Origin of the sequence: Frigoribacterium sp. CFBP 8759 (assembly GCF_014841655.1) — a bacterium.
In the GTDB taxonomy this organism is placed as follows: domain Bacteria; phylum Actinomycetota; class Actinomycetes; order Actinomycetales; family Microbacteriaceae; genus Frigoribacterium.
The window spans coordinates 338,380-363,724 of record NZ_JACYUH010000001.1; the positions used below are offsets into that span (position 1 = coordinate 338,380).

21 protein-coding genes and 1 riboswitch are annotated in these 25,345 nt (G+C 70.6%); of the genes, 6 read left to right on the forward strand and 15 right to left on the reverse strand.

All coding sequences use genetic code 11. From position 1 onward, the window contains the following. Positions 1–17: 17 nt before the first annotated feature. Positions 18–992 (forward strand): 2,3,4,5-tetrahydropyridine-2,6-dicarboxylate N-succinyltransferase, encoded by a 975-nt coding sequence (gene dapD, locus IFT79_RS01600; RefSeq protein ID WP_056048688.1) that lies wholly within the window; start codon positions 18–20, stop codon positions 990–992. Positions 993–1,091: 99 nt separating this feature from the next. Here dapD and IFT79_RS01605 read toward each other — a convergent pair whose 3' ends face one another. Genes IFT79_RS01605 through IFT79_RS01620 form a run of 4 tightly spaced genes read right to left on the reverse strand, consistent with a single transcriptional unit; the run spans position 1,092 to position 5,184 of the window. Continuing rightward, entirely contained in the window at positions 1,092–2,387 is a 1,296-nt protein-coding gene (locus IFT79_RS01605; protein ID WP_082460573.1) for a citrate synthase, read from the reverse strand. A 16-nt stretch (positions 2,388–2,403) separates the two neighbouring features. Then, the gene (gene dapC, locus IFT79_RS01610) at positions 2,404–3,504 is read right to left on the reverse strand and encodes a succinyldiaminopimelate transaminase (RefSeq protein WP_056048692.1); all 1,101 of its coding nucleotides are present in this window, start codon (positions 3,502–3,504) and stop codon (positions 2,404–2,406) included. Between the two features lie 10 nt (positions 3,505–3,514). Then, complete coding sequence (fdxA, locus tag IFT79_RS01615) at positions 3,515–3,841, reverse strand: ferredoxin (protein ID WP_043595461.1); 327 nt, start codon at positions 3,839–3,841, stop codon at positions 3,515–3,517. Then, positions 3,838–5,184, reverse strand: a complete 1,347-nt coding sequence (locus tag IFT79_RS01620; RefSeq protein WP_192122741.1) for a PIG-L family deacetylase — start codon at positions 5,182–5,184, stop codon at positions 3,838–3,840. The genes fdxA and IFT79_RS01620 overlap by 4 nt, the downstream gene beginning before the upstream one ends. A gap of 175 nt (positions 5,185–5,359) precedes the next feature. Here IFT79_RS01620 and efeU point away from each other — a divergent pair, with 175 nt between their 5' ends. Genes efeU through efeB form a run of 3 tightly spaced genes read left to right on the forward strand, consistent with a single transcriptional unit; the run spans position 5,360 to position 8,738 of the window. After that, positions 5,360–6,259, forward strand: a complete 900-nt coding sequence (gene efeU, locus IFT79_RS01625) for an iron uptake transporter permease EfeU (protein ID WP_192122742.1) — start codon at positions 5,360–5,362, stop codon at positions 6,257–6,259. Next, positions 6,256–7,452: an iron uptake system protein EfeO gene (gene efeO / locus IFT79_RS01630; RefSeq protein ID WP_192122743.1), complete on the forward strand. Its 1,197-nt coding sequence runs from the start codon at positions 6,256–6,258 to the stop codon at positions 7,450–7,452. Before efeU ends, efeO begins: the two co-directional genes overlap by 4 nt. Continuing rightward, on the forward strand, positions 7,449–8,738 hold the full coding sequence (gene efeB / locus IFT79_RS01635; RefSeq protein ID WP_192123110.1) for an iron uptake transporter deferrochelatase/peroxidase subunit: 1,290 nt from the start codon (positions 7,449–7,451) through the stop codon (positions 8,736–8,738). The genes efeO and efeB overlap by 4 nt, the downstream gene beginning before the upstream one ends. A 54-nt stretch (positions 8,739–8,792) precedes the next feature. Here the strand turns inward: efeB and IFT79_RS01640 are convergent, their stop codons facing one another. The 6 genes from IFT79_RS01640 to IFT79_RS01665 form a co-directional block, all read right to left on the reverse strand. Then, positions 8,793–9,308, reverse strand: a complete 516-nt coding sequence (locus IFT79_RS01640) for a hypothetical protein (RefSeq protein ID WP_192122744.1) — start codon at positions 9,306–9,308, stop codon at positions 8,793–8,795. A gap of 121 nt (positions 9,309–9,429) precedes the next feature. Next, positions 9,430–11,340, reverse strand: a complete 1,911-nt coding sequence (gene typA, locus IFT79_RS01645) for a translational GTPase TypA (RefSeq protein WP_043595466.1) — start codon at positions 11,338–11,340, stop codon at positions 9,430–9,432. Positions 11,341–11,486: 146 nt separating this feature from the next. Then, the gene (locus IFT79_RS01650) at positions 11,487–13,244 is read right to left on the reverse strand and encodes a dipeptide ABC transporter ATP-binding protein (RefSeq protein WP_192122745.1); all 1,758 of its coding nucleotides are present in this window, start codon (positions 13,242–13,244) and stop codon (positions 11,487–11,489) included. Beyond that, the gene (locus IFT79_RS01655; RefSeq protein WP_056048708.1) at positions 13,241–14,194 is read right to left on the reverse strand and encodes an ABC transporter permease; all 954 of its coding nucleotides are present in this window, start codon (positions 14,192–14,194) and stop codon (positions 13,241–13,243) included. Before IFT79_RS01655 ends, IFT79_RS01650 begins: the two co-directional genes overlap by 4 nt. Then, positions 14,184–15,113: an ABC transporter permease gene (locus IFT79_RS01660; RefSeq protein ID WP_043595472.1), complete on the reverse strand. Its 930-nt coding sequence runs from the start codon at positions 15,111–15,113 to the stop codon at positions 14,184–14,186. The genes IFT79_RS01655 and IFT79_RS01660 overlap by 11 nt, the downstream gene beginning before the upstream one ends. Positions 15,114–15,262: 149 nt before the next feature. Next, positions 15,263–16,885 carry a peptide ABC transporter substrate-binding protein gene (locus IFT79_RS01665; protein ID WP_056048711.1) on the reverse strand — a complete coding sequence of 541 codons (1,623 nt, stop codon included), beginning with the start codon at positions 16,883–16,885 and terminating at the stop codon, positions 15,263–15,265. A 288-nt stretch (positions 16,886–17,173) separates the two neighbouring features. On the opposite strand from IFT79_RS01665, the gene IFT79_RS01670 reads away from it, so the two are divergent. Next, on the forward strand, positions 17,174–18,001 hold the full coding sequence (locus tag IFT79_RS01670; RefSeq protein WP_374058365.1) for a CPBP family intramembrane glutamic endopeptidase: 828 nt from the start codon (positions 17,174–17,176) through the stop codon (positions 17,999–18,001). 279 nt (positions 18,002–18,280) lie between these two features. Here IFT79_RS01670 and gcvP read toward each other — a convergent pair whose 3' ends face one another. The 4 genes from gcvP to IFT79_RS01690 form a co-directional block, all read right to left on the reverse strand. Continuing rightward, on the reverse strand, positions 18,281–21,100 hold the full coding sequence (gcvP, locus tag IFT79_RS01675; protein WP_249407759.1) for an aminomethyl-transferring glycine dehydrogenase: 2,820 nt from the start codon (positions 21,098–21,100) through the stop codon (positions 18,281–18,283). A 104-nt stretch (positions 21,101–21,204) separates the two neighbouring features. Then, positions 21,205–21,582: a glycine cleavage system protein GcvH gene (gene gcvH / locus IFT79_RS01680; RefSeq protein WP_056048718.1), complete on the reverse strand. Its 378-nt coding sequence runs from the start codon at positions 21,580–21,582 to the stop codon at positions 21,205–21,207. A gap of 27 nt (positions 21,583–21,609) precedes the next feature. Further along, the gene (gene gcvT, locus IFT79_RS01685; RefSeq protein ID WP_216844374.1) at positions 21,610–22,731 is read right to left on the reverse strand and encodes a glycine cleavage system aminomethyltransferase GcvT; all 1,122 of its coding nucleotides are present in this window, start codon (positions 22,729–22,731) and stop codon (positions 21,610–21,612) included. Positions 22,732–23,106: 375 nt separating this feature from the next. Next, positions 23,107–23,210, reverse strand: a riboswitch (glycine riboswitch). Between the two features lie 144 nt (positions 23,211–23,354). After that, complete coding sequence (locus tag IFT79_RS01690) at positions 23,355–23,807, reverse strand: SseB family protein (protein ID WP_054144917.1); 453 nt, start codon at positions 23,805–23,807, stop codon at positions 23,355–23,357. 118 nt (positions 23,808–23,925) lie between these two features. Between IFT79_RS01690 and IFT79_RS01695 the strand changes: the two genes are divergently transcribed. Next, entirely contained in the window at positions 23,926–24,408 is a 483-nt protein-coding gene (locus IFT79_RS01695; RefSeq protein WP_192122749.1) for a hypothetical protein, read from the forward strand. 37 nt (positions 24,409–24,445) lie between these two features. Here IFT79_RS01695 and IFT79_RS01700 read toward each other — a convergent pair whose 3' ends face one another. Beyond that, complete coding sequence (locus IFT79_RS01700; RefSeq protein WP_342211744.1) at positions 24,446–25,303, reverse strand: putative protein N(5)-glutamine methyltransferase; 858 nt, start codon at positions 25,301–25,303, stop codon at positions 24,446–24,448. Positions 25,304–25,345: the final 42 nt, after the last annotated feature.

Genomic DNA, 25,345 nt, shown 5'->3' on the forward strand with positions numbered 1-25,345 from the left:
CCGATACGCTCGGGTCCATGACTTCCGACGCCACCGCCACCGCCCCGACCCACGCCTACGGGTACGGCCTCGCGACCGTCTCGCACGACGGCACCACGCTCGACACCTGGTTCCCCTCCCCCCGGCTCGGCACCCTCCCGGCCGACCGTGACCCCGAGATCGTCCCGGCCGAGCTGGCCGACGCGGCCGGACCCGACGAGCGCCGCGCGGTCGACCTCGTCCCGGTGACCGTCGAGATCGACCTGAGCGCGCCTCCTGCGTCCACGCCCGACGCGTACCTGCGACTGCACCTGCTGAGCCACCTCCTCGTCGAGCCCAACACGGTCAACCTCGACGGCGTGTTCGCGCACCTGCCCATCGTCACCTGGACGAACGCGGGGCCGGTCCACCCCGACGACTTCGCACGGCTCCGTCCGAGGCTGCAGCGTGCCGGCATCGTCGCGACCGGCATCGACAAGTTCCCCCGCATGCTCGACTACGTCTCGCCCGACCGCGTCCGCATCGCCGACGCGTCGCGGGTGAGGCTCGGTGCCCACCTGGCCCCCGGCACCACGGTCATGCACGAGGGGTTCGTGAACTTCAACGCGGGCACGCTCGGGTCGTCGATGGTCGAGGGCCGCATCTCCCAGGGCGTCGTCGTGGGTGACGGGTCCGACATCGGCGGCGGAGCCTCGATCATGGGCACGCTGTCGGGCGGCGGCACCCAGCGGGTGACGATCGGCGCCCGCGCCCTGCTCGGCGCCAACGCCGGCATCGGCATCGCGATCGGCGACGACACCGTCGTCGAGGCCGGGCTCTACGTGACGGCGGGCACCAAGGTCGTCGTCGTGGGCGGCACCCCGACCAACGACGGTTCGCCGCAGACGGTCAAGGCCGTCGAGCTCTCGGGCCAGCCCGGACTGCTCTTCCGCCGCAACTCGCTGACCGGCGCCGTCGAGGTGCTGCCCCGCAAGGGCCACGGCATCACGCTCAACTCGCAGTTGCACGCATAGGTCTTCGACGAGCACCACGACGAAAGGGGTGGGCACGACCCCAGGTCTGAACCCGGCGTCGTGCCCACCCCCTCGCGTCGTGCCGATCGATCCGGCGGACTAGCGCTGCGGCCAATCGCGTTCGGTCGCGCCCAGGTACAACTGCTGGGGGCGGCCGATCTTGGTCGTCGGGTCGGTGTTCATCTCGCGCCAGTGGGCGATCCAGCCGGGGAGGCGACCGATGGCGAAGAGCACCGTGAACATGCGGGGCGGGAACCCCATCGCCTTGTAGATGACGCCCGTGTAGAAGTCGACGTTCGGGTAGAGCTTGCGCTCGACGAAGTAGTCGTCGGCCAGGGCGATGCCCTCGAGCTCCATCGCGATGTCGAGCAGGTCGTCCTTCACGCCGAGCGATTCGAGCACCTCGGTGGCGCTCTCCTTGACGAGCTTGGCGCGCGGGTCGTAGTTCTTGTAGACCCGGTGGCCGAAGCCCATCAGCTTGACGCCGGCCTCTTTGTTCTTGACCCGCTCGACGAAGCGCTCGACACCCTGGCCGCTGTCGCGGATCTCGGCGAGCATCTTGAGGACGGCCTCGTTGGCCCCGCCGTGCAGCGGCCCGTAGAGGGCGCTGATGCCCGCCGAGATCGACGAGAACATGTTGGCCTGCGTCGAGCCGACGAGACGCACGGTCGAGGTCGACGCGTTCTGTTCGTGGTCCTCGTGCAGGATGAGCAGGCGTTCGAGCGCCTTCGACAGGACGGGGTTCACCTCGTACGGCTCGGCCATCGTGCCGAAGTTCAGCTTGAGGAAGTTGTCGACGAAGCTGAGCGAGTTGTCGGGGTAGAGGAACGCCTGGCCGAGGCTCTTCTTGTGTGCGTACGCCGCGATGACCGGCAGCTTCGCCAGCAGTCGGACGGTCTGGAGCTCGACCTGCTCGGGATCGTGCACGCTCATGCTGTCTTCGTAGAACGTCGACAGTGCGCCGACCGCGCTCGACAGCACCGACATCGGGTGGGCGTTGTGCGGCAGGGCGTCGAAGAAGCGGCGCAGGTCTTCGTGCAGCAGCGTGTGCCGCCGGATGCGCGCGTCGAAGTCGGCGAGCTGGTCGGGGGTGGGCAGTTCGCCGTAGATCAACAGCCAGGCCGTCTCGAGGTAGGTCGAGTTCTCGGCGACTTGTTCGATCGGATAGCCCCGGTAGCGCAGGATGCCCTGATCACCGTCGATGTAGGTGATCGTGCTTCGGGCGTTGGAGGTGTTCACGAAGCCCGTGTCGAGGGTCGTGTAACCGGTCTGCTTGGTGAACGTCGAGATGTCGATCGCCGAGGCACCCTCGGTGCTCGCGACGATCGGGAACTCGGCTGTTCCCCCCGGGAACTGCAGCGTGGCCTTCTGGGCGTCGTTGGCAGTGTCAGTCACCCGGTCAGCCTAGCGGTCAGCCGCCGAGTCGCCCCACGGCGGCGTCGATGCGCTCGTCGGTCGTCGTGAGTGCCACGCGGACGTGGCGATCACCGGCGGGCCCGTAGAACGACCCCGGGGCGACGAGCACGCCACGCTCGGCGAGCCAGGACACCGAGGCCCAGGCGTCCTCGTCCCGCGTGGCCCAGAGGTACAGGCCGGCCTCGCTGCGGTCGATGCGGAACCCCGCTGCCTCGAGAGCGGGCAGGAGGCGCGCTCGGCGGGCCGCGTACCGCGCCTTCTGCTCGACCACGTGGGCCTCGTCGGCCAAGGCGACGACCATGGCCTGCTGCACCGGGGCCGGCGGCATGAGGCCCGCGTGCTTGCGCACGGCGAGGAGCTGCCCGAGCACGTGGTCGCAGCCCGCGACGAAGCCCGCGCGGTACCCGGCGAGGTTCGACTGCTTGCTGAGCGAGTAGACCGAGACGACGCCGCGGAGGTCGTCGCCGACCACGCGTGGGTCGAGGATGCAGGGCGTGGGGCGGTCGGCCCACTCGCCCGTCCACCCGAGTTCGGCATAGCACTCGTCGCCGGCGATCACGGCACCGAGTTCACGCGCACGGGCAACGGCGGCGCGGAGAGCCTCGAAGCCCAGCACGGCCCCGTCGGGGTTGCCCGGGCTGTTCAACCAGACCAGCTTCGTCGAGACGGGCCACTCGGCCGGGTCGTCGGAGGCGAGGGCCGTCGCTCCGACGAGGGCGGCGCCGAGCGCGTAGGTCGGGTAGGCGTTCGTCGGGTAGACCACCGTGTCGCCCGGACCGATGCCCAGCCAGAGAGCCATGCCAGCGATGAGTTCTTTCGAGCCGATGGTCGGCAGGACGTTCGCGTCGCCGAGTCCGGTCACCCCTCGGCGGCGCGCGTACCACTCCGAGATGGCCGACCGCAGGGCCGGGGTGCCGGCGACCTGCGGGTACGAGTGGGCGTCGGTCGCGACCGCGAGGGCCTCACGGACGACCTCGGGCGTCGGATCGACGGGCGAACCGACGCTGAGGTCGACGATGCCTCCGGGGTGGCGCCGGGCGGTGGCCGCGTACGGCACCAGGGCGTCCCAGGGGAACTCGGGCAGGTCGAGCGCCACGGGGGCCGTCCTAGGCGCCGGCGCCCTGAGGGGGCAGCGCCGAGATCACGGGGTGGTCCTTGGCGATGACGCCGACCTTGGCCGCGCCACCGGGCGAGCCGATCTCGTCGAAGAACTCGACGTTGGCCTTGTAGTACTCGGCCCACTTGTCGGGCAGGTCGTCTTCGTAGTAGATGGCCTCGACCGGGCAGACGGGCTCGCACGCACCGCAGTCGACGCATTCGTCGGGGTGGATGTAGAGCGAGCGTTCGCCCTCGTAGATGCAGTCGACGGGGCACTCGTCGATGCAGGCACGGTCTTTGACATCGACACAGGGAAGTGCGATCACGTACGTCACGTCTGGGGGGTTCCCTTCGCGTCGGGCAGGGCGTCCAGCTTATCGTCTGCCGGCTGTGCCTCGACCGAGGAGGCGCGGGCCGCGTCGCGGGGCGGCGTCGCTCCCCCGGCGGCCGGGCCCCGCAATCGCGGCCACCCGAGCACCACGAGGCAGATCAGGAACACTCCGCCGAGCCAGACCAGGGCGGGCGTGTTGTCGGGCACGAGGATCGACCCCCCGGGACTCGCCTGCCACAGGACGACGAGCGCCCCGATGAGACCGACGGCGGCGGCCCCGGCCACCGCCCGCGAGCCGAAGACCGAGCGGAGACCGGCGAGGAGCGTGAGGCTCATGAGCAACGCGAGCACGAGCCCGGACCAGAACGGCGAGCCGGCGACGGTGATCGTCGACTGGTGCATGACGGTGCCGATGGTGCCGAACACGGCCCCGGCGGCGAGCGCCAGGACGAGCGCGACGACGCGTCCGCCCGTCGTCATCCGGGCCATCTCGGAATCGCCCTCGTCCACCGTCGGCTCGGGCACGAAGCGGAACGACTCGCGGACGGTCACGGGCTCGACGGCACCGTGGGGGAACCGGATGCCGGCCCGGCCACCCGGGAGGTCGACGACCTCGACCTGACTGCGGTGGTCGCGGAGTGCGGCGAGCTTGCGAGGAGCCACGTGACGCGTGTCGGTCGTCAGCACGGTGTCGTCGGTGGCGAGGGCCTCGGCCTCCGCCCCCACGGCCGACTCGGCACCGGCCACGATCGCGAAGAACGGCACGCCGACGAGGCGGGCGGCACGTACGGCGACCCGGTTGGCCCGGACGTGGTCGGGGTGGTGGTACCCGCCGTCCTCGTCGTAGCTGATGATCGCGGTCGGGCGCACGGACTGGACGACGGCCGACAGGTCGCTCACGACCTCGCCGAACTCGGCGGCGCAGAATGCGGCGGGGTGCAGGTCGGGCGTCGGCCCGGCCACGCCGTCCGACCGCCAGACCATGCCGCTGTCGCGATAGACCCGTTCGGGGAGCCCCGGCGTGCGGGCACCGGCCGAACCGAGGAACCGGTGGTCGTCGACGCCGAGGTCTCGCATGGCGGCGGCGATCTCGCCCTCTCGGTGGACGGCGAGGGCGGCCTGGTCGACCCGGAGGGCGGCGAGGTCGTCGGGGATCACCTCGCCCAGTTCGCCCCGGGTGCAGGTCACGACGGTGACCGCGGCACCGGCCTCGACCATCGCGGCGATGGTGCCACCCGTGGTGATGGTCTCGTCGTCGGGGTGGGCGTGGACGAAGAGCACGCGCTCGAGCCGAGGGTCGCCGGCGGTCGAGGGCGACGCGGGCGTCGGCGAGGCGGAGGAGTTCATCACTGGACAGGATATGCCGCGCCGCACTACTGTCGGTCTGGCTCAGGGTGCCCTTAGTGAGGTTAGCCTAACCATACCAGTCCGTTCGGTCCCTCTGCGGTCCGACCGGTCGACCGCGTCCCTGATCCTCATCCTGCTCGACGACGAGCTCCACTCCCCCGAGAAAGCCGTCCCCGTGCTCGCCAACTACCTCATCGGACTCCGAGAGGGCCTCGAGGCCGCTCTCGTGGTCGGCATCCTCATCGCCTACGTGGTCAAGGTCGGCCGACGCGACGTCCTCCCCCGCCTCTGGCTGGGCGTGGGCGCCGCGGTCGTCCTCTCGCTCGGCCTCGGCGCCGTGCTCACCTTCGGCACCTACGGGCTGACCTTCCAAGCTCAGGAGATCATCGGCGGCGGTCTCTCGATCGTGGCCGTGGGCTTCGTGACCTGGATGGTCTTCTGGATGGCCCGCACCGCGCGCGGCCTGCGCGGCGAACTCGAGTCGGGCCTCGAGCGAGCCCTCGGGGGCGGCGCCTGGGCGGTCGTCGCGCTGGCCTTCCTCTCGGTCGGTCGCGAGGGCATCGAGACCGCTCTCTTCGTCTGGGCCACCGTGCAGTCGACCGGCGGCGGCGCGACGCCGCTGGTGGGTGCGCTCCTCGGCATCGTCACGGCGGTCGCCGTCCAGGTGGCGATCTACCGTGGCGTGGTCCGCCTCGACGTCGCCCGGTTCTTCCGGGTGACCGGCTACTTCCTCGTCGTCGTCGCGGCGGGCGTCCTCGCCTACGGGGTGGGCGACCTCCAGGAGGCGTCCGTGCTGCCGGGCCGCTCCTCCCTGGCCTTCGACGTGAGCGCTGCCGTTCCGCCGACCAGCTGGTACGGCACCCTGCTCCAGGGGCTCGTCAACTTCACCCCGACGCCGAGCTGGCTGCAGGTCGTCGTCTGGCTCGCCTACCTCGCCGTCGTCGTCCCCCTCTTCGTGCGGGCGACCCGCCGACGTCGACCCGGTACCACGACCCCGTCCGGCTCGTCCGCGACCCTCGGCACGTCCGCCCCCTCGACCACCCCGTCACCCCGCACCGCAGGAGCATCACGATGATCGCCAGCCCCCTCCGCCCCCTCGCCGTCGCCTCGGGCGTCGCCGCCCTCGCGCTGGCCCTGACCGGCTGCGTCGCGAACGCTCCCGCCGGCTCCTCCGCGGCCACCGCCGTGACCGTCGACGGCTCCGACGACACGTGTTCGCTCTCGACCACCTCGGTCCCGAGCGGCCCCGTCACGTTCACCATGACGAACACCGGCAGCGACAACAGCGAGTTCGAACTGCTCGCCGACGACGGTCTCCGCATCATCAGCGAGAAGGAGAACATCGGCCCCGGCACGACGGGCTCGATGACGGTCTCGGTGCCGGCCGGCGACTACTACACCGCCTGCGTCCCGGGACTCGTCGGAGAAGGCGTCCGCGCCTCCTTCACGGTGACCGACTCGGGCGCGGCCGTCGAGGCGACGGGCAGCGAGAAGCAGCAGATCGACGCCGCGGCGACGGCCTACGTGGGCTACGTGAAGGACCAGACCGGGCAGCTCGTCACGGCGACCGACGAGTTCCTCGCCGCGTACACCGCCGGCGACGACGAGAAGGCCCGGTCGCTCTACCCGTCGGCGCGGGCGCACTACGAGCGCATCGAGCCGGTGGCCGAGTCGTTCGGCGACCTCGACCCGAAGATCGACTTCCGCGAGGCCGACGTCGAAGCCGGCACCGAGTGGACCGGATGGCACCGCATCGAGAAAGACCTCTGGCAGCCCGCGGCGTCCGAGAACGGAGGCGCGGCGTACGCCCCCCTGACGGCCGACGAACGTGCCCACTACGCCGGCCTGCTGACGAGCGACACGAAGGACCTCTACGACGAGGTCACCGCGGACGACTTCACGGTCGGGATCGACGCGATCGCCAACGGCGCGGTCGGCCTGATGGACGAGGTGGCCACCGGCAAGATCACCGGCGAGGAAGAGATCTGGTCGCACACCGACCTCTACGACTTCCAGGGCAACCTCGAGGGCGCCCGGGTGGCGTTCGACGGCGTGCGCGACATCGTCGACCAGAAGGACCCCGAGCTGGCGACCTCCATCGACGACCGGCTGACGAAGGTCGAGACGCTGCTCGCGGGATACGGCAGCCTCGACACGGGGTACCCGTCGTACACCGACCTGACCGACGCCGACAAGAAGAAGCTGTCGGATGCCGTCAACGCCCTCAGCGAGCCGCTCAGCGAGCTGACCTCCGCGCTGGTCGCCTGACGGTGACGGAGGGAGGCGGCCTCTCGCGCCGCGGTCTGCTGGGGCTCGTCGGGACGGGCGTCGGAGCCGGCGTCCTCGGCCTCGGGGTCGGGATCGGCACGGACCGAGCCATGCAGGCCCACGCCGACGGGTCCTCCGGGGCCTCGGCGTCGTACCCGTTCTTCGGTCGGCACCAGTCGGGCATCGTCACCGCCGCGCAGGACCGCCTGCACTTCGCCTCGTTCGACGTGGCGGACGGGGTCTCCCGCGCCGAACTCGTCGAGCTGCTGAAGGACTGGAGCTACGCCGCGTCGAGGCTGACGGCCGGCCTCGACGTCAGCCCGACCGGTGCCACGGGCGGCAGCCCCCTGGCGCCGCCGGACGACACGGGCGAGGCCACGGGTCTGCCCGCGGCCGGGCTGACCGTGACGATCGGCTTCGGTCCGTCGCTGTTCACCACGAGCGACGGCACCGACCGTTTCGGGCTCGCCTCGAAGCGGCCTCCGGCCCTCGTCGACCTGCCCCACTTCTCGGGCGACCAGCTCGTGGCGGCCGCGAGCGGCGGCGACCTGTGCGTACAGGCTTGCAGCGACGACCCGCAGGTTGCGGTGCACGCGATCCGCAACCTCTCGCGGATCGCCTTCGGCCGCGCCTCCTTGCGGTGGTCGCAGCTGGGATTCGGTCGGACCTCGTCGACGACCCGTGGCCAGACGACGCCCCGCAACCTCTTCGGCTTCAAGGACGGCACGGCCAACGTCAAGGCCGAGGACGTCACCGCGGTGGAGGACGGCGTCTGGGCGACCGCGTCCGACGGCGCCGGGTGGATGAGCGGCGGCTCGTACCTCGTCGCGCGCAAGATCCGCATGACGATCGAGACGTGGGACCACGCCTCGCTGGCCGAGCAGCAGACGGTCGTGGGTCGGGACAAGGGCGAGGGGGCTCCGCTCTCGGGCGGCACCGAGTTCACGGTCCCCGACTTCGCCGCGTCCGCCCCGACCGGTGGCGGGCCGGCCATCGCACCCGACTCGCACGTCGCCCTGGCGCACCCCCAGAACAACGACGGGGCCACGCTGCTGCGCCGCGGCTACAACTTCGTCGACGGCAACGACGAACTCGGCCGCCTCAACGCCGGGCTGTTCTTCATCGCCTTCAACCGGGACCCGCGGCGACAGTACGTGCCCATCCAGCAGGCGCTGTCGCGGAACGACCGGATGAACGAGTACGTGAAGCACGTCGGATCGGGCATCTTCGCCGTTCCGCCGGGGGCGTCGCAGGACGGCTGGGTGGGCGAGACCCTCTTCGCCTGACGCGACCGTCGGGCCTCGGGACCCGCGCAGTCCGTCGGGATGCGCCGCGGTCGCTCAGACGGACGTGACGACGTAGGTGGCGATCGCCTGGCCCTCGCTGTCGGTCGAGACGGTGAGCACGACGCGGTAGGCGGTACCCGTGAACGTGCCGAAGCCGCTCTCGGCGTCGGTGTCGACCCCGGAGGCCGTGAACCCGGCGGCCTCGAGCTGCTGCTGGGCGACGGTGAACTGGTCGGCACCCGAGACGGCGATCTGGGCGACCCAGCCGGTGCCGTCGGGACCGGCTCCCCCACCGCGGGTCGTCCCGGGGACGAGCGGGACCTCGGTCGGGAAGCTCGCGGGCAGGGTGCCGTCGGTCGTGATGCCGGCCCCGTTCAGCGCCTCCCCGGCGGCGTCCTCGACGGCCTTCAGCGCCGTGCCCTTGAGGCTCTCGATGCCGCTGTCGACCGCGCCACCCACGATGTTGTCGACGGGCGAGCCCGCGCCGCAGGCGGTGAGGCCGGTCACGAGGCCGGCCGCCAGCGCGAGCGTGGCGGCGGAGCGGGCGAGGGTCGTCTTCTGGATCAGCACCTCGCGAGGCTAACCGGGGTCGCTGAGGGCGGGCGTGGAACGTGCCGACGATGCACGAAGGAGGCGGCCCGCAGTGGTGCGGACCGCCTCCTCGGCGGGTGGTGCGGTGGAGCGGTGCTGCTTACGCGTTCTGCTTCTTCAGGCGAGCGGTGCTGCGCTGGCGGGCGCTGGCGTCGAGCTCGACCTTACGGATGCGGATGGCGTCGGGGGTGACCTCGACGCACTCGTCGTCACCGGCGAACTCGAGGGCCTCTTCGAGCGAGAGCACCTTGGAGGGCGTCATCGACTCGAAGTTGTCGGCCGTCGACTGACGCATGTTGGTCAGCTTCTTCTCTTTGGTGATGTTGACGTCCATGTCGTCGGCGCGCGAGTTCTCGCCCACGACCATGCCCTCGTAGACCTCTTCGGTCGGCTGCACGAAGAACGACATGCGCTCTTGCAGGTTGATGATCGCGAAGGGGGTGACCACGCCGGAGCGGTCGGCGATGATCGAACCGTTGGTGCGGGTCGAGATCTCGCCGGCCCAGGGGCCGTAGCCGTGGCTGATGCCGTTGGCGATGCCGGTGCCGCGCGTGTCGGTGAGGAACTGCGTGCGGAAGCCGATCAGGCCGCGCGAGGGGACGATGAACTCCATGCGGACCCAGCCCGAGCCGTGGTTCGCCATGTTCTCCATGCGGCCCTTGCGGGCGGCCATGAGCTGCGTGACGGCGCCGAGGTACTCGTCGGGCACGTCGATGGTCATGTGCTCGAACGGCTCCTGGAGCTTGCCGTTCTCGTCACGACGCGTGACGACCTGCGGCTTGCCGACGGTGAGCTCGAAGCCCTCACGGCGCATCTGCTCGACGAGGATGGCCAGCGCGAGCTCGCCGCGACCTTGGACCTCCCACGCGTCGGGACGTCCGACGTCGAGGACCTTGAGCGAGACGTTGCCGACCAGTTCGCGGTCGAGGCGGTCCTTGACCATGCGGGCGGTCAGCTTGTGGCCCTTGACCTTGCCGATGATCGGCGAGGTGTTCGTGCCGATGGTCATCGAGATCGCCGGGTCGTCGACCGTGATGGTCGGCAGCGGGCGCACGTCGTCAGGGTCGGACAGCGTCTCGCCGATGGTGATGGTGTCGAAGCCGGCGACGGCGACGATGTCGCCGGGGCCCGCGCTCTCGGCGGGGTAGCGGCTGAGCGCCTTCGTGATCAGCAGCTCGGTGATCCGTGCGTTCTGGACGGAACCGTCGGACTTGACCCAGGCGACCGTCTGACCCTTCTGCAGGGTGCCGTGGAAGACGCGGAGGAGCGCGAGACGACCGAGGAACGGCGAGGCGTCGAGGTTGGTGACGTGCGCCTGCAGGGGGTGCTCGTCGTCGTAGCGCGGTGCCGGCACGTGCGTGAGGATCGCCTCGAAGAGGGGCTCGAGGTCGGGGTTGTCGGGCAGCGAGCCGTCGTCGGGCTTGTTCGTCGACGCGGCGCCGTTGCGACCCGAGGCGTAGACCACGGGGACGTTGAGGATGGCGTCGAGGTCGAGGTCGTCGACCTCTTCGCTCAGGTCGCTGGCGAGACCGAGGAGGAGGTCCTGGCTCTCGGCGACGACCTCGTCGATGCGCGCGTCGGGGCGGTCGGTCTTGTTGACCAGCAGGATGACGGGCAGCTTGGCCGCGAGGGCCTTGCGCAGCACGAAGCGCGTCTGGGGCAGAGGGCCCTCGGACGCGTCGACGAGCAGCACGACGCCGTCGACCATCGACAGGCCGCGCTCGACCTCACCGCCGAAGTCGGCGTGGCCGGGGGTGTCGATGACGTTGATGGTGATGGGGCCGTCGGTCGCGTGGGCACCGTTGTAGAGCACCGAGGTGTTCTTCGCGAGGATCGTGATGCCCTTCTCGCGCTCGAGCTCGTTGCCGTCCATCATGCGGTCTTCGGTGTCGAAGTGCGCGTCGAACGAGTTGGTCTGCTTGAGCATGGCGTCGACGAGGGTCGTCTTGCCGTGGTCGACGTGGGCCACGATCGCCACGTTGCGCAGGTCGCTGCGGATGGCAGTCGCCATGGATGTATTCCTTACGAGAAGAGAGAGGGGGAAGTGGTCGGGTCGGAGCCCGGCGAGAACAGTCTACGGCACGTGGTAAAGGGGCCCCTCCGCCGTGCTCTCGGCACGGCGGAGGGGCCCCTTCGACACCAGGAGGCGCGGGTCGACTACCGGCCGAACTCGAAGTTCGCGCCGGGGATCGCCTCGAGCAGTTCGCGGGTGTACTGCTGCGCCGGGTTCGCGAAGATGTCGTCCGTGGTGCCGGCCTCGACGACGCGACCCTTCTGCATGACGCTGACGTTGTCCGCGATGAGGCGGACGACGGCGAGGTCGTGCGTGATGAAGAGGTAGGTCAGCCCGAGTTCGGTCTGCAGGTCGGTGAGCAGGTCGAGGATCTGCCCCTGGACGAGGACGTCCAGTGCCGAGACCGCCTCGTCGAGGACGATGACGTCGGGCTTGAGGGCGAGCGCCCGAGCGACGGCGATGCGCTGGCGCTGACCACCGGAGAGCTCGTTCGGGTACCGGTTGACCGTCGACGCGGGCAGGGACACCTGGTCGAGCAACTCGCGGACGCGGGCTTGACGGCTGGCCCGGTCGCCGATGCCGTGCGTGACGAGCGGTTCGGCGATGGTGTTGCCCACGCTGTACATCGGGTCGAGCGAACCGTAGGGGTCCTGGAAGACCGGCTGGACGCGACGACGGAAGTCGAAGAGCTCGCGGCCCTTAAGCGCCCCGACGCTCTGGCCGCCGACCGCGACGGTGCCCGAGGTGATCGACTCGAGCTGGAGCACGAGCTTGGCCACGGTCGACTTGCCCGAACCGGACTCGCCCACGAGTGCCATCGTCGTGCCCCGCGGGATCGAGAAGGACACGTCGTCGACGGCCCGGAGTTCGGTCGTCTTGAAGCCGCCCTGGCGGATCTTGTAGACCTTGGACAGGTTCGTCACCGAGATGTACTCGGAGTCCTTCTTGCCGGCCTCCTCGCGCTGACGGGCGCGAGCGATGAGCTCGGCGTCGTCGGCGCCTTCGTCGGAGATCGCGAGCCCGTGGGAGTGCGTGGGTGCGATGCTCGACTGGATGCGCTGGCTGGCCAGCGAAGGAGCGGCGGCGACGAGTCGCTGCGTGTAGGGGTGCTGAGGATTGGCGAGGATCTCTTTGGACGGCCCCGACTCGACGACGCGACCCTTGTACATGACGACGAGCTTCTCGGCCCGTTCGGCGGCGAGGCCGAGGTCGTGCGTGATGAAGAGCACCGAGGTGCCGTAGTCGCGGGTCAGGGTCTCGAGGTGGTCGAGGATGCGGCGCTGGACGGTCACGTCGAGGGCCGAGGTGGGCTCGTCGGCGATCAGGAGCTTGGGCCGCGACGACAGGCCGATGCCGATCAGCACACGCTGGCGCATGCCGCCCGAGAACTGGTGGGGGAACTGCTTGAGGCGCTCGCCCGCGTCGTTGAGCCCGGCCTCCTTCAGGACGTCGATGGCTCGCTGGCGCACGGCCTGCTTGCCGGTCGCGACGCCGTTCGCCCGGATGGCCTCCTCGACCTGGAAGCCGATGCTCCAGACGGGGTTGAGGTTCGACATGGGGTCCTGCGGCACGTAGCCGATGTCGCGACCACGGATGGCCTGCATCTCGGACGCGCTGACCTTCGTGAGGTCCTTGCCCTCGAAGAGGATCTGGCCGCCGGTGACCTCTCCCGTGCCGGGCAGCAGGTCGATGATCGACGTGGCGGTCGTCGACTTGCCCGAGCCGGACTCGCCCACGATCGCGAGGCTCTCGCCCTGGCGGATCGTCAGGTCGACCCCGCGCACGGCGTCGACGTACCCGGCCTGCGTTTTGAAGCCGATCTTCAGGCCCTTGATCTCGAGCAGGGGCGTCGAGGACGACGCGGTGCCCGCCGTCTCGGGTCGGGTTGAGGTGTCGGTCATCGACGTGCCCTCGCCTTCGGGTCGAGGGCGTCGCGCACGACGTCGCCCATGAGGAGGAACGACAGCACCGTCACGGACAACGCCGCTGCGGGCCAGAAGAGGGGCATCGGCGCGACGCGGAGCGAGTTGCGTGCGGCGTTGATGTCGTTGCCCCAGGACATGGTGCTCGGCGGCAGCCCGATGCCGAGGAACGACAGCGTCGCCTCGGCCACGATGAACGTGCCGAGTGAGACGGTCGCCACGACGATGACCGGGGTGATGGCGTTCGGCACGACGTGTCGGACCAGGATGCGGAAGCGGGACACGCCGAGCGCCGCGGAGGCCGTGACGTAGTCGGCGGCCCGAGCGCTGAGGACCGAACCACGCATGACGCGCGCGATCTGGGGCCAGGCGAACACCGACAGCACGAGGGCCACGGTGAGGGGCGTCCTGGTCGGCAGGATGGACATCAACACGATGGCACCGAGGACGGTGGGGATCGCGAAGAAGATGTCGCCCAGGCGCGAGACGATCGCGTCGAGCCATCCGCCGTAGAACCCGGCGAGCGACCCGATGACGATGCCGACGATCGTGACGATGATCGTCGCCAGCAGTCCGACGGTCAACGAGGCACGGGTGCCCCAGACGATGCGGGCGAACACGTCGGTTCCCTGGAAGGTGAAACCGAGCAGGTGACCGGCCGACGGGCCCTCGTTGCTGCGGGGCAGGTCGGCGGCCGTCGGCGAGACGCTGGTGAACAGCCCGGGGAAGAGCGCCACCATGATGACGACGACGATGAGGAACGCCGCGATCCAGAACGTCGGGCGACGCTTCATGGCGTCCCACGCGTCGTTCCAGCTGCTGCGGGGCTTCTCGGACTCGTCGATCGCGTCGACGGCCTTGACGGGCGTCTCGTCGAGATCGGCGACGAAGTGGTCGGCGGACAACGCCGACGAGTCGTTACTTGGCATAGCGGATCCTCGGGTCGAGAAGGGCGTACAGCAGGTCGACGAGGAGGTTGGCGATCATGAAGATGATCACCATCACGGCGACGAACGAGACGACGGTGGGGCCCTCGCCGAGCGTGATCGCCCGGTAGACGGTTCCGCCGACGCCCTGGATGTTGAAGATTCCCTCGGTGACGATGGCACCGACCATCAGCGAACCGATGTCGACGCCGAGGTAGGTGACCACGGGGACGAGCGAGTTGCGCAGGATGTGCACCGTGACGACGCGGCCACGGGTGAGGCCCTTCGCCGACGCGGTGCGCACGAAGTCCGCGCTCGAGTTCTCGGACACGGAGGCGCGGGTCAGGCGGACGATGTACGCGAACGACACCGAGGCGAGCACGATGGCCGGCAGGACGAGTTCGTCCCAGGGCGCCTGCGAGCTGACCGTCGTGCGGAACAGGCCGAGCTGGATGCCGAAGACGTACTGCAGCAGGAAGCCGATGACGAACGTCGGCACCGAGATGAGCAGCAGGCTGACGACGAGGGCGCTCGTGTCGAAGAGCTTGCCCTTGCGGAGCCCGGCGATCAGGCCCACGACGATGCCGGCGACGGCCTCGAAGAGCAGGGCGAGCATCGCGAGCCGGAACGTGATCGGGAACGCGCGGATCAGCTCGTCGACCACGGGGCGCCCGGAGAAGGTCGTGCCGAGGTCGCCGGTGAACAGGCCGCCGATGTACAGCAGGTACTGCACGATGAACGGTTGGTCGAGGTTGTACTCGGCGCGGATGGCCTCGATGACGGCCGGCGACGGGGTCTTGTCGCCGAACAGCGCCGCCACGGGGTCACCGGGCAGCGCGAAGACCATGAAGTAGATGAGGAACGTCGCCCCGAAGAAGACGGGGATCAGTTGGAGGAGCCGGCGTCCGGTGTACCAGAGCATCAGGCTTCCTCGGACGTCTGCGCGTGCATCGTTATCGCAATCGTGTGGAGGGAGAGGTGGGTGGGCCCGCCGAAGGGGTCCGGACAGTGCGAACACTGCCCGGACCCCGTCGAGCGTCGGTCGAGCGCGTGAGCGACGACCTTACTTGGTTACTTGGTGATGTTCTCGTAGATCGGCACGGAGTCCCAGCCGTACTCGACGTTGCTCACCGTGTCGGCCCAGACGCCGTTGACGTTCGCGTACCACAGCGGGATGATCGGCAGGTCCTTGAGCAGGACCTCCTGGGCCTTCTGGTACGAGGCGTTCGCGTCGTCCACGTCGCTCGCGGCGCTGCCCTCGGCGAGCAGGTCGTCGAACTCGGGGTTCGAGTACTTGCCGTCGTTCGAGCTGCCGTCGGTGGCCATCGTCGGGTACAGGAAGTTGTACAGCGACGGGTAGTCGGCCTGCCAACCCGAACGGAAGGCGCCGGTCATGGCACCACCCGAGGCGTCGGTGCGGAACTCGGCGAAGGTCGGGTAGGGCTTGCCCTCGGCCTTGATGCCCAGCGTCTTCGAGATGTTCGCGGTGACCGCGTCCACCCACTCCTGGTGTCCACCGTCGGAGTTGTAGCCGATGGTGAACGTGGTGTCGCCGTAGGGCGAGATCGCGTCGGCCTGGTCCCAGAGGTCCTTGGCCTTGTCGGCGTCGAACGAGAGGACGCTCTCACCCTCGAGCTCGTCGGTGTAACCGGGGATGACGGGCGAGGTGAAGTCCTTGGCCGGCGTCCGCGTGCCCTGGAAGATGACCTTCGTGACGTCGTCGCGGTTGATGGACATCGAGATGGCCTGACGACGCAGGTCGCCCTCTTCGTCGTCACCGAAGTGAGCGAGGTACTGCGGGATCGTCATGCCCTGGAAGACCGCGGCGGGCTGGTTGACGTTCGTGTCGGGGAAGTCGCTCTGGTACGTCTGGAACGCCGCCGGGCCGATCTGGTCGAGCACGTCGAGGTTGCCACCCTGCACGTCGGCGTAGGCCGAGTCGAGCGAGGTGTAGAAGTTGATGTCGAGCCCGCCGTTCTTCGGCTTGCGGTTGCCGTCGTAGTCGGGGTTCGTCTTGAGCTTGATGCCCTGGTTGTGCGTCCAGGCGCCTTCACCGTCGAGCATGTACGGGCCGTTGCCGACCGGGTTCTCGCCGAACGCGGCGGGGTCGGCGTAGAACGACTCGGGCAGCGGCGAGTAGGCCGAGTAGCCGAGGCGCAGCGGGAAGTCGGCCTCGGGGGTGTTGAGCGTCACCGTGAATTCGGTCGGGCTCTCGACGGTGAGGTCGAGGTCGCTCTGCTCGGTGTCGCTGTAGCCCTTGAAGTTCTCGAAGAACGAGCTGCCGGACGAGTTCGCGACGTTGTCGAAGCTCGCCGCCCAGTTCCAGGCCTTCGTGAACGACTCGCTCGTGACGTCGGTGCCGTCGGTGAACTTCCAGCCGTCCTTGAGCGTGACGGTCCACACGGTGGCGTCGTCGCTCTCGATGCTGTCGGCCACCTCGTTCTTGGTGGTGCCGTCGGCGTTGTAGCTGACGAGACCGGCGAAGATCGAGGTGACGATGCGGCCACCACCGGTCTCGGTGGTGTTCGACGGGACGAGCGGGTTCTCGGGCTCGGTGCCGTTCGTCTTGATGATCGCGGTAGCGTCACCGGACGACGTGTCGTCGTCCCCGCTGCCGCTGGCGCAACCGGTGAGGACGAGTGCTGCCGTCCCCACGACGGCGACGGCCGACAGGCCCATGCGCGTCTTCTTCAATGTTCCTCCTGATGCGGGAAAGGACGCAGCACTGTGCCCAGGGGCCGTGCCGCGTTGGATGGTGTGAGCCTAGGCACCCCGTTCGGGCATCACCAAACCCCGACGTCAACGGTTACACGACGGAAACCAACTCGCCGGATCGTTGCGTCGGCACCCGGTTCGTTGCGCGTAGGGCCTGAAGTTCGCATGAATCGGCTGCGAGAAATCCGCCACCTGGCAGGTATTGTTCTCCGCCACGGCAGGAGGCGCGGGTCGGCCCACCCACGCCGGTCCCGTACGATCGCCCCCGTGAGCCGCCCCCAGGACCCCGCCTCCGCCGTGACGCCACGTGATGCCCTCGCACCGCGCCCGGCCCCGTTGACCCGAGCGCGCCTCCGGGTCGAGATCGCGATCGTCCTCGGCCTCTCGCTCGGCACGTCGGCCGTGTACTCGGTGCTCTCGATCGTCAACCGGCTCACCCAGCAGACCGCCCTCTCGCAGCAGACCGCCACGCTGAACTCACCACTGAGCAGTCGGGAGTTCTTCGACCTCGCCTACCAGGTGCTCGGCGTCGCGGTGGACCTCGTGCCGGTGGTGCTCGTGGCTTTCCTGCTGTGGCGCGAGGAGCGACCCCACCTGGGACGTCTCGGCGTCGACTTCTCGCGTGCCGGACGGGACACCCTCGGCGGCGTCGGGCTGGCCCTCGCCATCGGCATCCCCGGCATCGGCCTCTACCTCGTGGGCAAGGCGCTCGACCTGACGGTCACCGTCGTGCCGACGAACCTCGGCGAGCACTGGTGGACCGTCCCCGTGCTGCTGCTCTCGGCGCTGCGCGCGGGGGTGACCGAGGAGGTGATCGTCGTCGCGTACCTCTTCGCGCGCCTCCGCGACCTCGGTTGGCGCACGTGGTCGATCATCGTGACGGCGGCCCTGCTCCGCGGCAGCTACCACCTCTACCAGGGGTTCGGCGCCTTCGTCGGCAACGTGGTCATGGGCGTCGCCTTCGGCTGGCTCTACGTACGGTTCGGCCGGGTGCTGCCGCTCGTCGTCGCGCACGTCCTGATGGACGCGGCCGTCTTCGTGGGTTACCCGTGGGCCGCGACGACCTTCCCCACCCTCTTCGGGCTGCCGTCCTGACGCACCGGGAGGGATCGTCCGGGGACGCTCGCGGGCGGAACTGGGTCTTGACACTCGTTCGGGGGGCGAGTCTGATGTACCCACGGGTCGGAGCACCCCGAGCTAGCCACACAGCGTGAGCTGTCCCCCGGGCGTCGATCGGGACGGTCGCCGCTACGTGAACGCCCTCCGCGACACTCGGCGGCCGACGCCCGAGGGACCCAAAGGGAACCGCCAGCACTCGACGGGATCGGGTGCTGGCGGTTTCCCGTCCGAGGCGCGGTCGGCGCCCGACGCGATCTAGGCGAACGCCTCGGCCGGCGGGCAGTTGCAGAACAGGTTGCGGTCACCGTAGGCCTGGTCGATGCGACGCACCGGCGGCCAGTACTTGCTGCGCACGAGCGAGCGGACCGGGTACACGGCCTCTTCGCGGCCGTACTCGGCGGTCCACTCGCCCACGACGACCGACTCGGCCGTGTGGGGCGCACCGCGCAACGGGCTCGACTCGGCGGTGTACCGACCAGCCGCCACGGCGTCGGCTTCGCCCTTGATCGCGATCATCGCGTCAACGAAGCGGTCGATCTCGGCGAGGTCCTCGCTCTCGGTCGGCTCGACCATGAGGGTGCCCGCGACGGGGAACGACATGGTCGGGGCGTGGAAGCCGTAGTCGATGAGGCGCTTGGCCACGTCGTCGACGGTGACCCCGGTCGCGTCGCGCAACGGCCGCAGGTCGAGGATGCACTCGTGCGCCACGAGGCCGTTCTCGCCCGCGTACAGCACGGGGAAGTGCTCACGGAGGCGGGCGGCGACGTAGTTGGCCGCCAGGACGGCCGCCCCGGTCGCCCGGGTGAGGCCCTCGGTGCCCATCATGCGCACGTAGGCCCAGCTGATCGGCAGGATGCTCGGCGACCCGTACGGAGCACTCGAGACGGGCACGCCGGCGTGGGCGAGACGGTCCCCCTCGGCCGCGGGGGCCGAACCCGTGCGACGGTCGGCCTGCTGGGCCATCGGGTGACCGGGCAGGAAGGGCGCGAGGTGGGCTTTCGCCGCGACCGGGCCCACGCCCGGACCGCCCCCACCGTGCGGGATGCAGAAGGTCTTGTGCAGGTTGAGGTGCGAGACGTCGCCGCCGAAGTCGCCGAAGCGCGCCACCCCGAGCAGGGCGTTGAGGTTCGCCCCGTCGACGTAGACCTGGCCTCCGGCCGCGTGCACGGCGTCGGTGAGGGCGACGATGTCGTGCTCGTACACGCCGTGCGTCGACGGGTAGGTGATCATGAGCGCCGCGAGCTGGGCCGCGTGCTGCTCGACCTTGGCGCGCAGGTCGTCGAGGTCGACGTTGCCGCCCTCGTCACAGGCCACCACGACGACGCGCATGCCCGCGAGCACCGCGCTGGCCGCGTTCGTGCCGTGCGCGCTCTGCGGGATCAGGCACACCGTCCGCTCGCCGTCGCCGTTCGACAGGTGGTAACCGCGGATCGCGAGGAGACCCGCGAGTTCGCCCTGGCTGCCGGCGTTGGGCTGCAGCGAGACCGTGTCGTAGCCCGTGACCTCGGCCAGCCATCCCTCGAGCTGACCGATCAGGTCGAGGTACCCTGCCACGTCGTCGGCCGGGGCGAACGGATGCACGCCGGCGAACTCGGGCCAGGTGACCGCGGCCATCTCGGTCGCCGCGTTGAGCTTCATCGTGCAGCTGCCGAGCGGGATCATCCCGCGGTCGAGCGCGTAGTCCTTGTCGGCCAGGTGCTTGAGGTAGCGCATCATGCTGGTCTCGCTGCGGTGGGTGCGGAAGACCGGGTGCGTGAGGTAGTCGCTCGTCCGCAGCAGCGCCTCCTGCAGGCCCGAGGGTGCGGCATCGTCGAGCAGCTCGACGCCGAGCACCTCGGCGACGACCCGGACGTCGTCCCGCGTCGTGGTCTCGTCGAACGAGAGACGGACGCAGTCGTCGTCGACGGCGTGCAGCAGGTAGCCCCGAGCGTGTGCCGCGGCGACGATCTCGGCCGCCCGACCCGGGACGAAGACCTGAAGGGTGTCGAAGAACGAGTCCCGCTCGAGCTCGAGCTCGCTCGCCCCGATTGCGGCCGCCAGGTCGGAGGCGTGGCCGTGCACGCGCGTCGCGATGTGCCGCAGCCCCCAGGGGCCGTGGTAGACCGCGTACATCGACGCCATCACGGCGAGCAGCACCTGCGCGGTGCAGATGTTCGACGTGGCCTTCTCGCGACGGATGTGCTGCTCGCGGGTCTGCAGGCTGAGGCGGTAGGCGGGCTGCCCGACGGCGTCCTGCGAGACCCCGACCAGGCGCCCGGGCAGCTGACGCTCGAGCCCCGTGCGGACGGCCATGTAGCCCGCGTGCGGACCGCCGAAGCCCATCGGCACGCCGAAGCGCTGGCTGGTGCCCACGGCGACGTCGGCCCCGAACTCGCCGGGTGCCTCGATCAGCGAGAGCGCGAGCAGGTCGGCGGCGACGACGGCCAGACCGCCCTGGGCGTGGGCCGCCTCGACGACGGCACGCGGGCTCCAGACGGACCCGGACGCCGCGGGGTACTGGACGAAGAGGCCGAACGACTCGGGCAGCTCGGCGGGGTCGAGCACCGAGAGGTCGAGCTCGACGAGTTCGATGCCGACGGCCTCGGCGCGGCCGGCGAGCAGGGCCTTGGTCTGCGGGAAGGTGTCGCTGTCGACGACGAAGACGTCGGTCTTCGCCTTGGACGCACGGCGGGCCAGCAGCATGCCCTCGACGACGGCCGTGCCCTCGTCGAGCATCGACGCGTTGGCGGTCGAGAGCCCGGTCAGCTCGGCCACCATCGTCTGGAAGTTGATGAGGGCCTCGAGTCGACCCTGCGAGATCTCGGGCTGGTACGGCGTGTAGGCGGTGTACCAACTGGGGTTCTCGAGCACGTTGCGCTGGATGACGGCCGGGGTGACGGTGTCGTAGTACCCGAGACCGAGGAGGCTGCGCGAGACGCGGTTGCGCCCCGCGAGGGCCCGCAACTCGGCGAGCGCCTCTTCTTCGCCGATCGGCTCGGGCAGCACGCTGCCCTCGACGGGCGCGGCGTGGATCGCGTCAGGCACGGCGGCCGCGACGAGCGACTCGACGCTGTCGTGCCCCACGGCGGCGAGCATGGTCGCCTGGTCGTCCGGGGTGGTGCCGACGTGGCGGTCGACGAAGCCGGTGGCGACCTGGTCGGACCAGCCGCCGAAGACGGACCCGCCCGTCTGCTCGGCGCTCATTCGGCGGTCAGCGCGACGTACTCGTCGCGCGAGAGCAGGCCCTGGCCGTCGGTCGACGACAGGGTGATCTTGATGAGCCAGCCGTCGCCGAACGGGTCGCTGTTGACGAGGTCGGGGCTGTCGACGACGGCCTGGTTGGCCTCGAGGACCGTGCCGAGCGCGGGGGCGAACAGCTCGCCGACCGACTTGGTCGACTCGATCTCGCCGACGACCGTGCCGGTCTCGACCTCGGTGCCCTCGGCGGGCAGGTCGACGTAGACGACGTCGCCCAGCTTGTCGGCGGCGTAGTCGGTGATGCCCACGGTGGCGGTGTCGCCGTCGATCAGGAGCCACTCGTGCTCGGCGGTGTACTTCAGTGCGGTGAGATCGGTCATGGCCGGTCCTTTCGAGGGAGGGGGTGCCTAGGAGCGCTTGTAGAAGGGCAGCGGGACGACGGTGGCGGCGACGGCGGTGCCGCGGACGTCGACGGCCAGTGCGGGACCGCGGTCGACGACGTCGGGGTCGACGTAGGCCATGGCCACCGGGTGGCCGAGGGTGGGCGACAGCGCGCCGCTCGTGACCTCGCCGACGACGGTGCCGTCGTCGGTGACGACCGGGTAGCCCGCCCGGGCGGCCCGGCGCCCGGTGAGCGTCAGTCCGACGAGGACGCGGGCGCCGGCGGCGGGCTCGACGTTCGAGCGCCCGACGAAGTCCTTCGAGGTGTCGACGACCCGGCCGAGCCCGGCCTGGTCGGGGCGGACGTCGAGGCCGAGTTCGTGGCCGTAGAGCGGCATGCCGGCCTCGAGACGGAGCGTGTCGCGGCTGGCCAGCCCCGCGGGGACGATCCCCCGGGGTCCGCCGGCCTCGGCGATCGCGGCCCACAGCGACGGGGCGGTCTCGGGGTCGACGTAGAGCTCGAAGCCGTCCTCGCCGGTGTACCCGGTGCGCGCGATCAGCACGGGGGCGTCGTCGAAGGTGGCCTGCAGCACGCGGTAGTACCGCAGCGTGGACAGCGGGGCGTCGGGCTGGAGGCGGTCGGCCGTGACGAGTTCGTCGAGCACGCCCTCGCTCTCGGGCCCCTGGACCGCGATCAGCGCGGTGTCGTCGCTCTCGTCGTCCACGGTGACGTCGAACCCGGAGGCGCGGGTCGCCAATGCCGCGAACGCCGCCTCGCGGTTGCCCGCGTTGGCCACGACCAGGAAGTCGTGCTCGTCGAGGCGGTAGACGACCAGGTCGTCGACGATCCCGCCCTCGGCGGCGAGCAGGAGCGAGTACTTCGCCCGCCCGACGGCGATGGTCGAGAGGGTGCCGGCCAGGGCGTGGTCGAGGAAGGCGCCGGCGTCGGGCCCCACCACGGCGATCTCGGCCATGTGCGAGAGGTCGAACAGCCCCGCGGCGGTGCGGACGGCGTGGTGCTCGGCGAGGTCGGAGTCGTAGCGGACCGGCATCTGCCACCCCGCGAAGTCGGTGAAGACGGCGCCGGCGGCGACGTGGACCTCGTGCAACGGGCTGTAGCGCTCGTCGGGCTCGTCGGTACCGGTCAGGTCGTGGGCGTCGCCCGGCCCGGTGGCGATGCCCTCGGTGCCGTCGTCGGAGAGGACGACGTCGCCGTCGAGCACGGCGGACGCGTCGGCACCGCCGAGGTCGTCGTCGTCGGGCCCGGGGGCGGCGGGAAGGTTCGAGGCTGCGTCGGACATCGTGCTCCTGAGAGGGACGGACCGGCCGCCAGGTGTCTCGGCCGGGAACGGTGTCGTGCGGATGGGGCACGACGGGGCAGCCCCGTCCGGCGGTCCGCCGGTCGGGGCTCCCCCTCTGTCATGGGCCTGAGAGCTTCACCGGCCGAGGCCGGTTTTCACCGTGGGCGAGGACCGGCGAGGGGGTCTGTCGACCGCCTCGCGCCTCCTGCTTTTCAGAGTGGCCAGTCCGTCGCGGTACGCGTACCTGAGAGATTGGCGGGGAGCTTGCTCCTTCGGTGCCCGGTCGGCGCAGTCTCTGCGCACCGGGGCTCTCCCGCGACGTGTTCGTGGCCCGATGTTCGATTGTGGCGCCAGCCTAGCGTCGTCGTGTGACACGCAGGTTTCGGGATCTCACGCGATCCGGGCCACCCGGACGACGACGGACGCCCCGACCGGGTGCGGTCGGGGCGTCGTGGGGTCGTGCGGGTGCGTCAGACGGCGCGGGAGGGCTGCCCGGGCTCGGGCGAACCGGCCGCCTCGTGCTCGGCGACGAGCTTGCGCACGTCGTCCGCCAGTTGGGCGACGCCCTCAGGCAGCATCTCGAAGCCCTCGCGGTTGCCCGGGTTGACGACGAGGCCGGTCTCGGCCGGGATGGCCTGGACGAGCTCGGCCGCCGGGAGGGTCGCCGAGAACTCGGCGACGCCCTTGACCTGCTCGCCGATCATGTCGACGTGGGTGAAGGCGGCCAGCATGGGCACGCCCTCGCGGTCGAAGAGCACGGGCTGCAGGTCGTTCAGCGACTCCTGCGCGTCGGTGGCCGTGGCGACGACGACCTGGGCGTTGACGAACTCGGCGAGCACGCTGTTCATGTCGCCCTCACCCGCCTGGCCCTTGCTGATGGCCTGTTCGAGTGCGGTCTTTTCGCGGTTGTCCGTGTCGGTCATCCGACCAGCCTGCCGGGCGAACCTCCGTGTCGGCTCAGCGTCGCGCGTGGTGGGCGGCCCGGCCACTCGCTACCCTGTGCAACACCCCGCCGTGTCGCACCCACCTCGAGGAGCCCTCGTGCCCCGCAGCCTCCGCCCGTCCCCCCGAACCACCGCCCCGGCCCTCGCCGTCACGGGTCTGGCCCTCGTGCTGCTCGTGTCCGGGTGCGCCGGGGGCGCGCCGGCCTCGTCGCCGGGCCCGACGGCCGCGGCGTCGCGGACGCCCACGCCCACGGCCTCGGACGACGCGACGGCCCTGCCCGACGCCACCGCGCTCCCGACGACCGAGCCGCCCGCCCCCGCCACGGCCCAGGCCCAGGAGGCGCCCCCCGCCTGGCACGCGTGCGTCACGGCGATCGGTCAGCAGTACCCCGACCTGCCGTACCTCGGCGACGTGTGGGCCTACGAGGCCGATGACGTCCGCGACAGCGCCACGGGCGCGGTGGCCACCGTCACGATGGGCCACCTCGCCGACGGCCGCCCCGCGACGGAGTGGACCTGCCAGATCTCGGGCACCCCCGACGCCCCGGTCGTCGACTCCGTCACCCCGGCCGACGTCTGAGTCCGGTCACGGACCACCGCGCCGGGGGCCGACCGCCTCACCGCGCGACGGCGACGACGACCGTGCCGTCGATCTCGCCGTCGCGCACGACCCGGGCCCGCAGGCCCGCGGCGACCAGCGCCTCCTGCGTGTCGGAAGCCTGACGCTCGCTCGTCTCGAGGACGAGGGTGCCGCCCGGTGCCAGCCACTCGCCGACCTCGGCGGCGATCCGTCGGTGGAGGTCGAGCCCGTCGGCCCCGCCGTCGAGTGCGAGCGACGACTCGTGGAGGCGCGCCTCGGGCGGCAGGGACGAGATCGCCCCGGTCGGCACGTAGGGCGCGTTCGCCGCGATCACCCGGAACCGGCCGCGCAGCGACGGGGGCAGCCCGTCGAACAGGTCGCCCCGGACGACGGTCCCCCTCCCGTCGAGGTTGCGACGGGCGCAGTGCACGGCGACCGGGTCGAGGTCGGTGGCCCAGAGGTCGAGACCGGGGTGCTCGGCGGCGAGCACGGTCGCGACGGCGGCGGCACCGCAGCAGAGCTCGAGCACGGCGGGGGAACGGGTCGCCGGACCGTCGCCGTCGTCCACGGGTGCCGCATCGTCCACGAGCGCCGCGGAGGCCTGCCCCAGGACCAGCTCGGTCCGGCGGCGGGGCACGAAGACGCCCGGCTCGACGACGATCCGCCGCCCCGCGAACTCCGCCCAGCCGAGGATCTGCTCGAGCGGTCGTCCGGCGACGCGGTCGGCGACCATCGACTCGAGCGCGTCGGCGACGGCCTCGGTTCCGGCGTCGGGCCGGGTTCCGGCGTCGGCGGCGGCCACCAGCAGGCGCGCCTCGTCCTCGGCGAAGACGCAGCCCGCGGCTCGGAGGCGACGCGCGACGATCTGCTCGCGGTCGGCCTCCGGGATCGTCACGCGCCCACGCTAGACCGACGCGTAGGCTGACGAGACCCGACG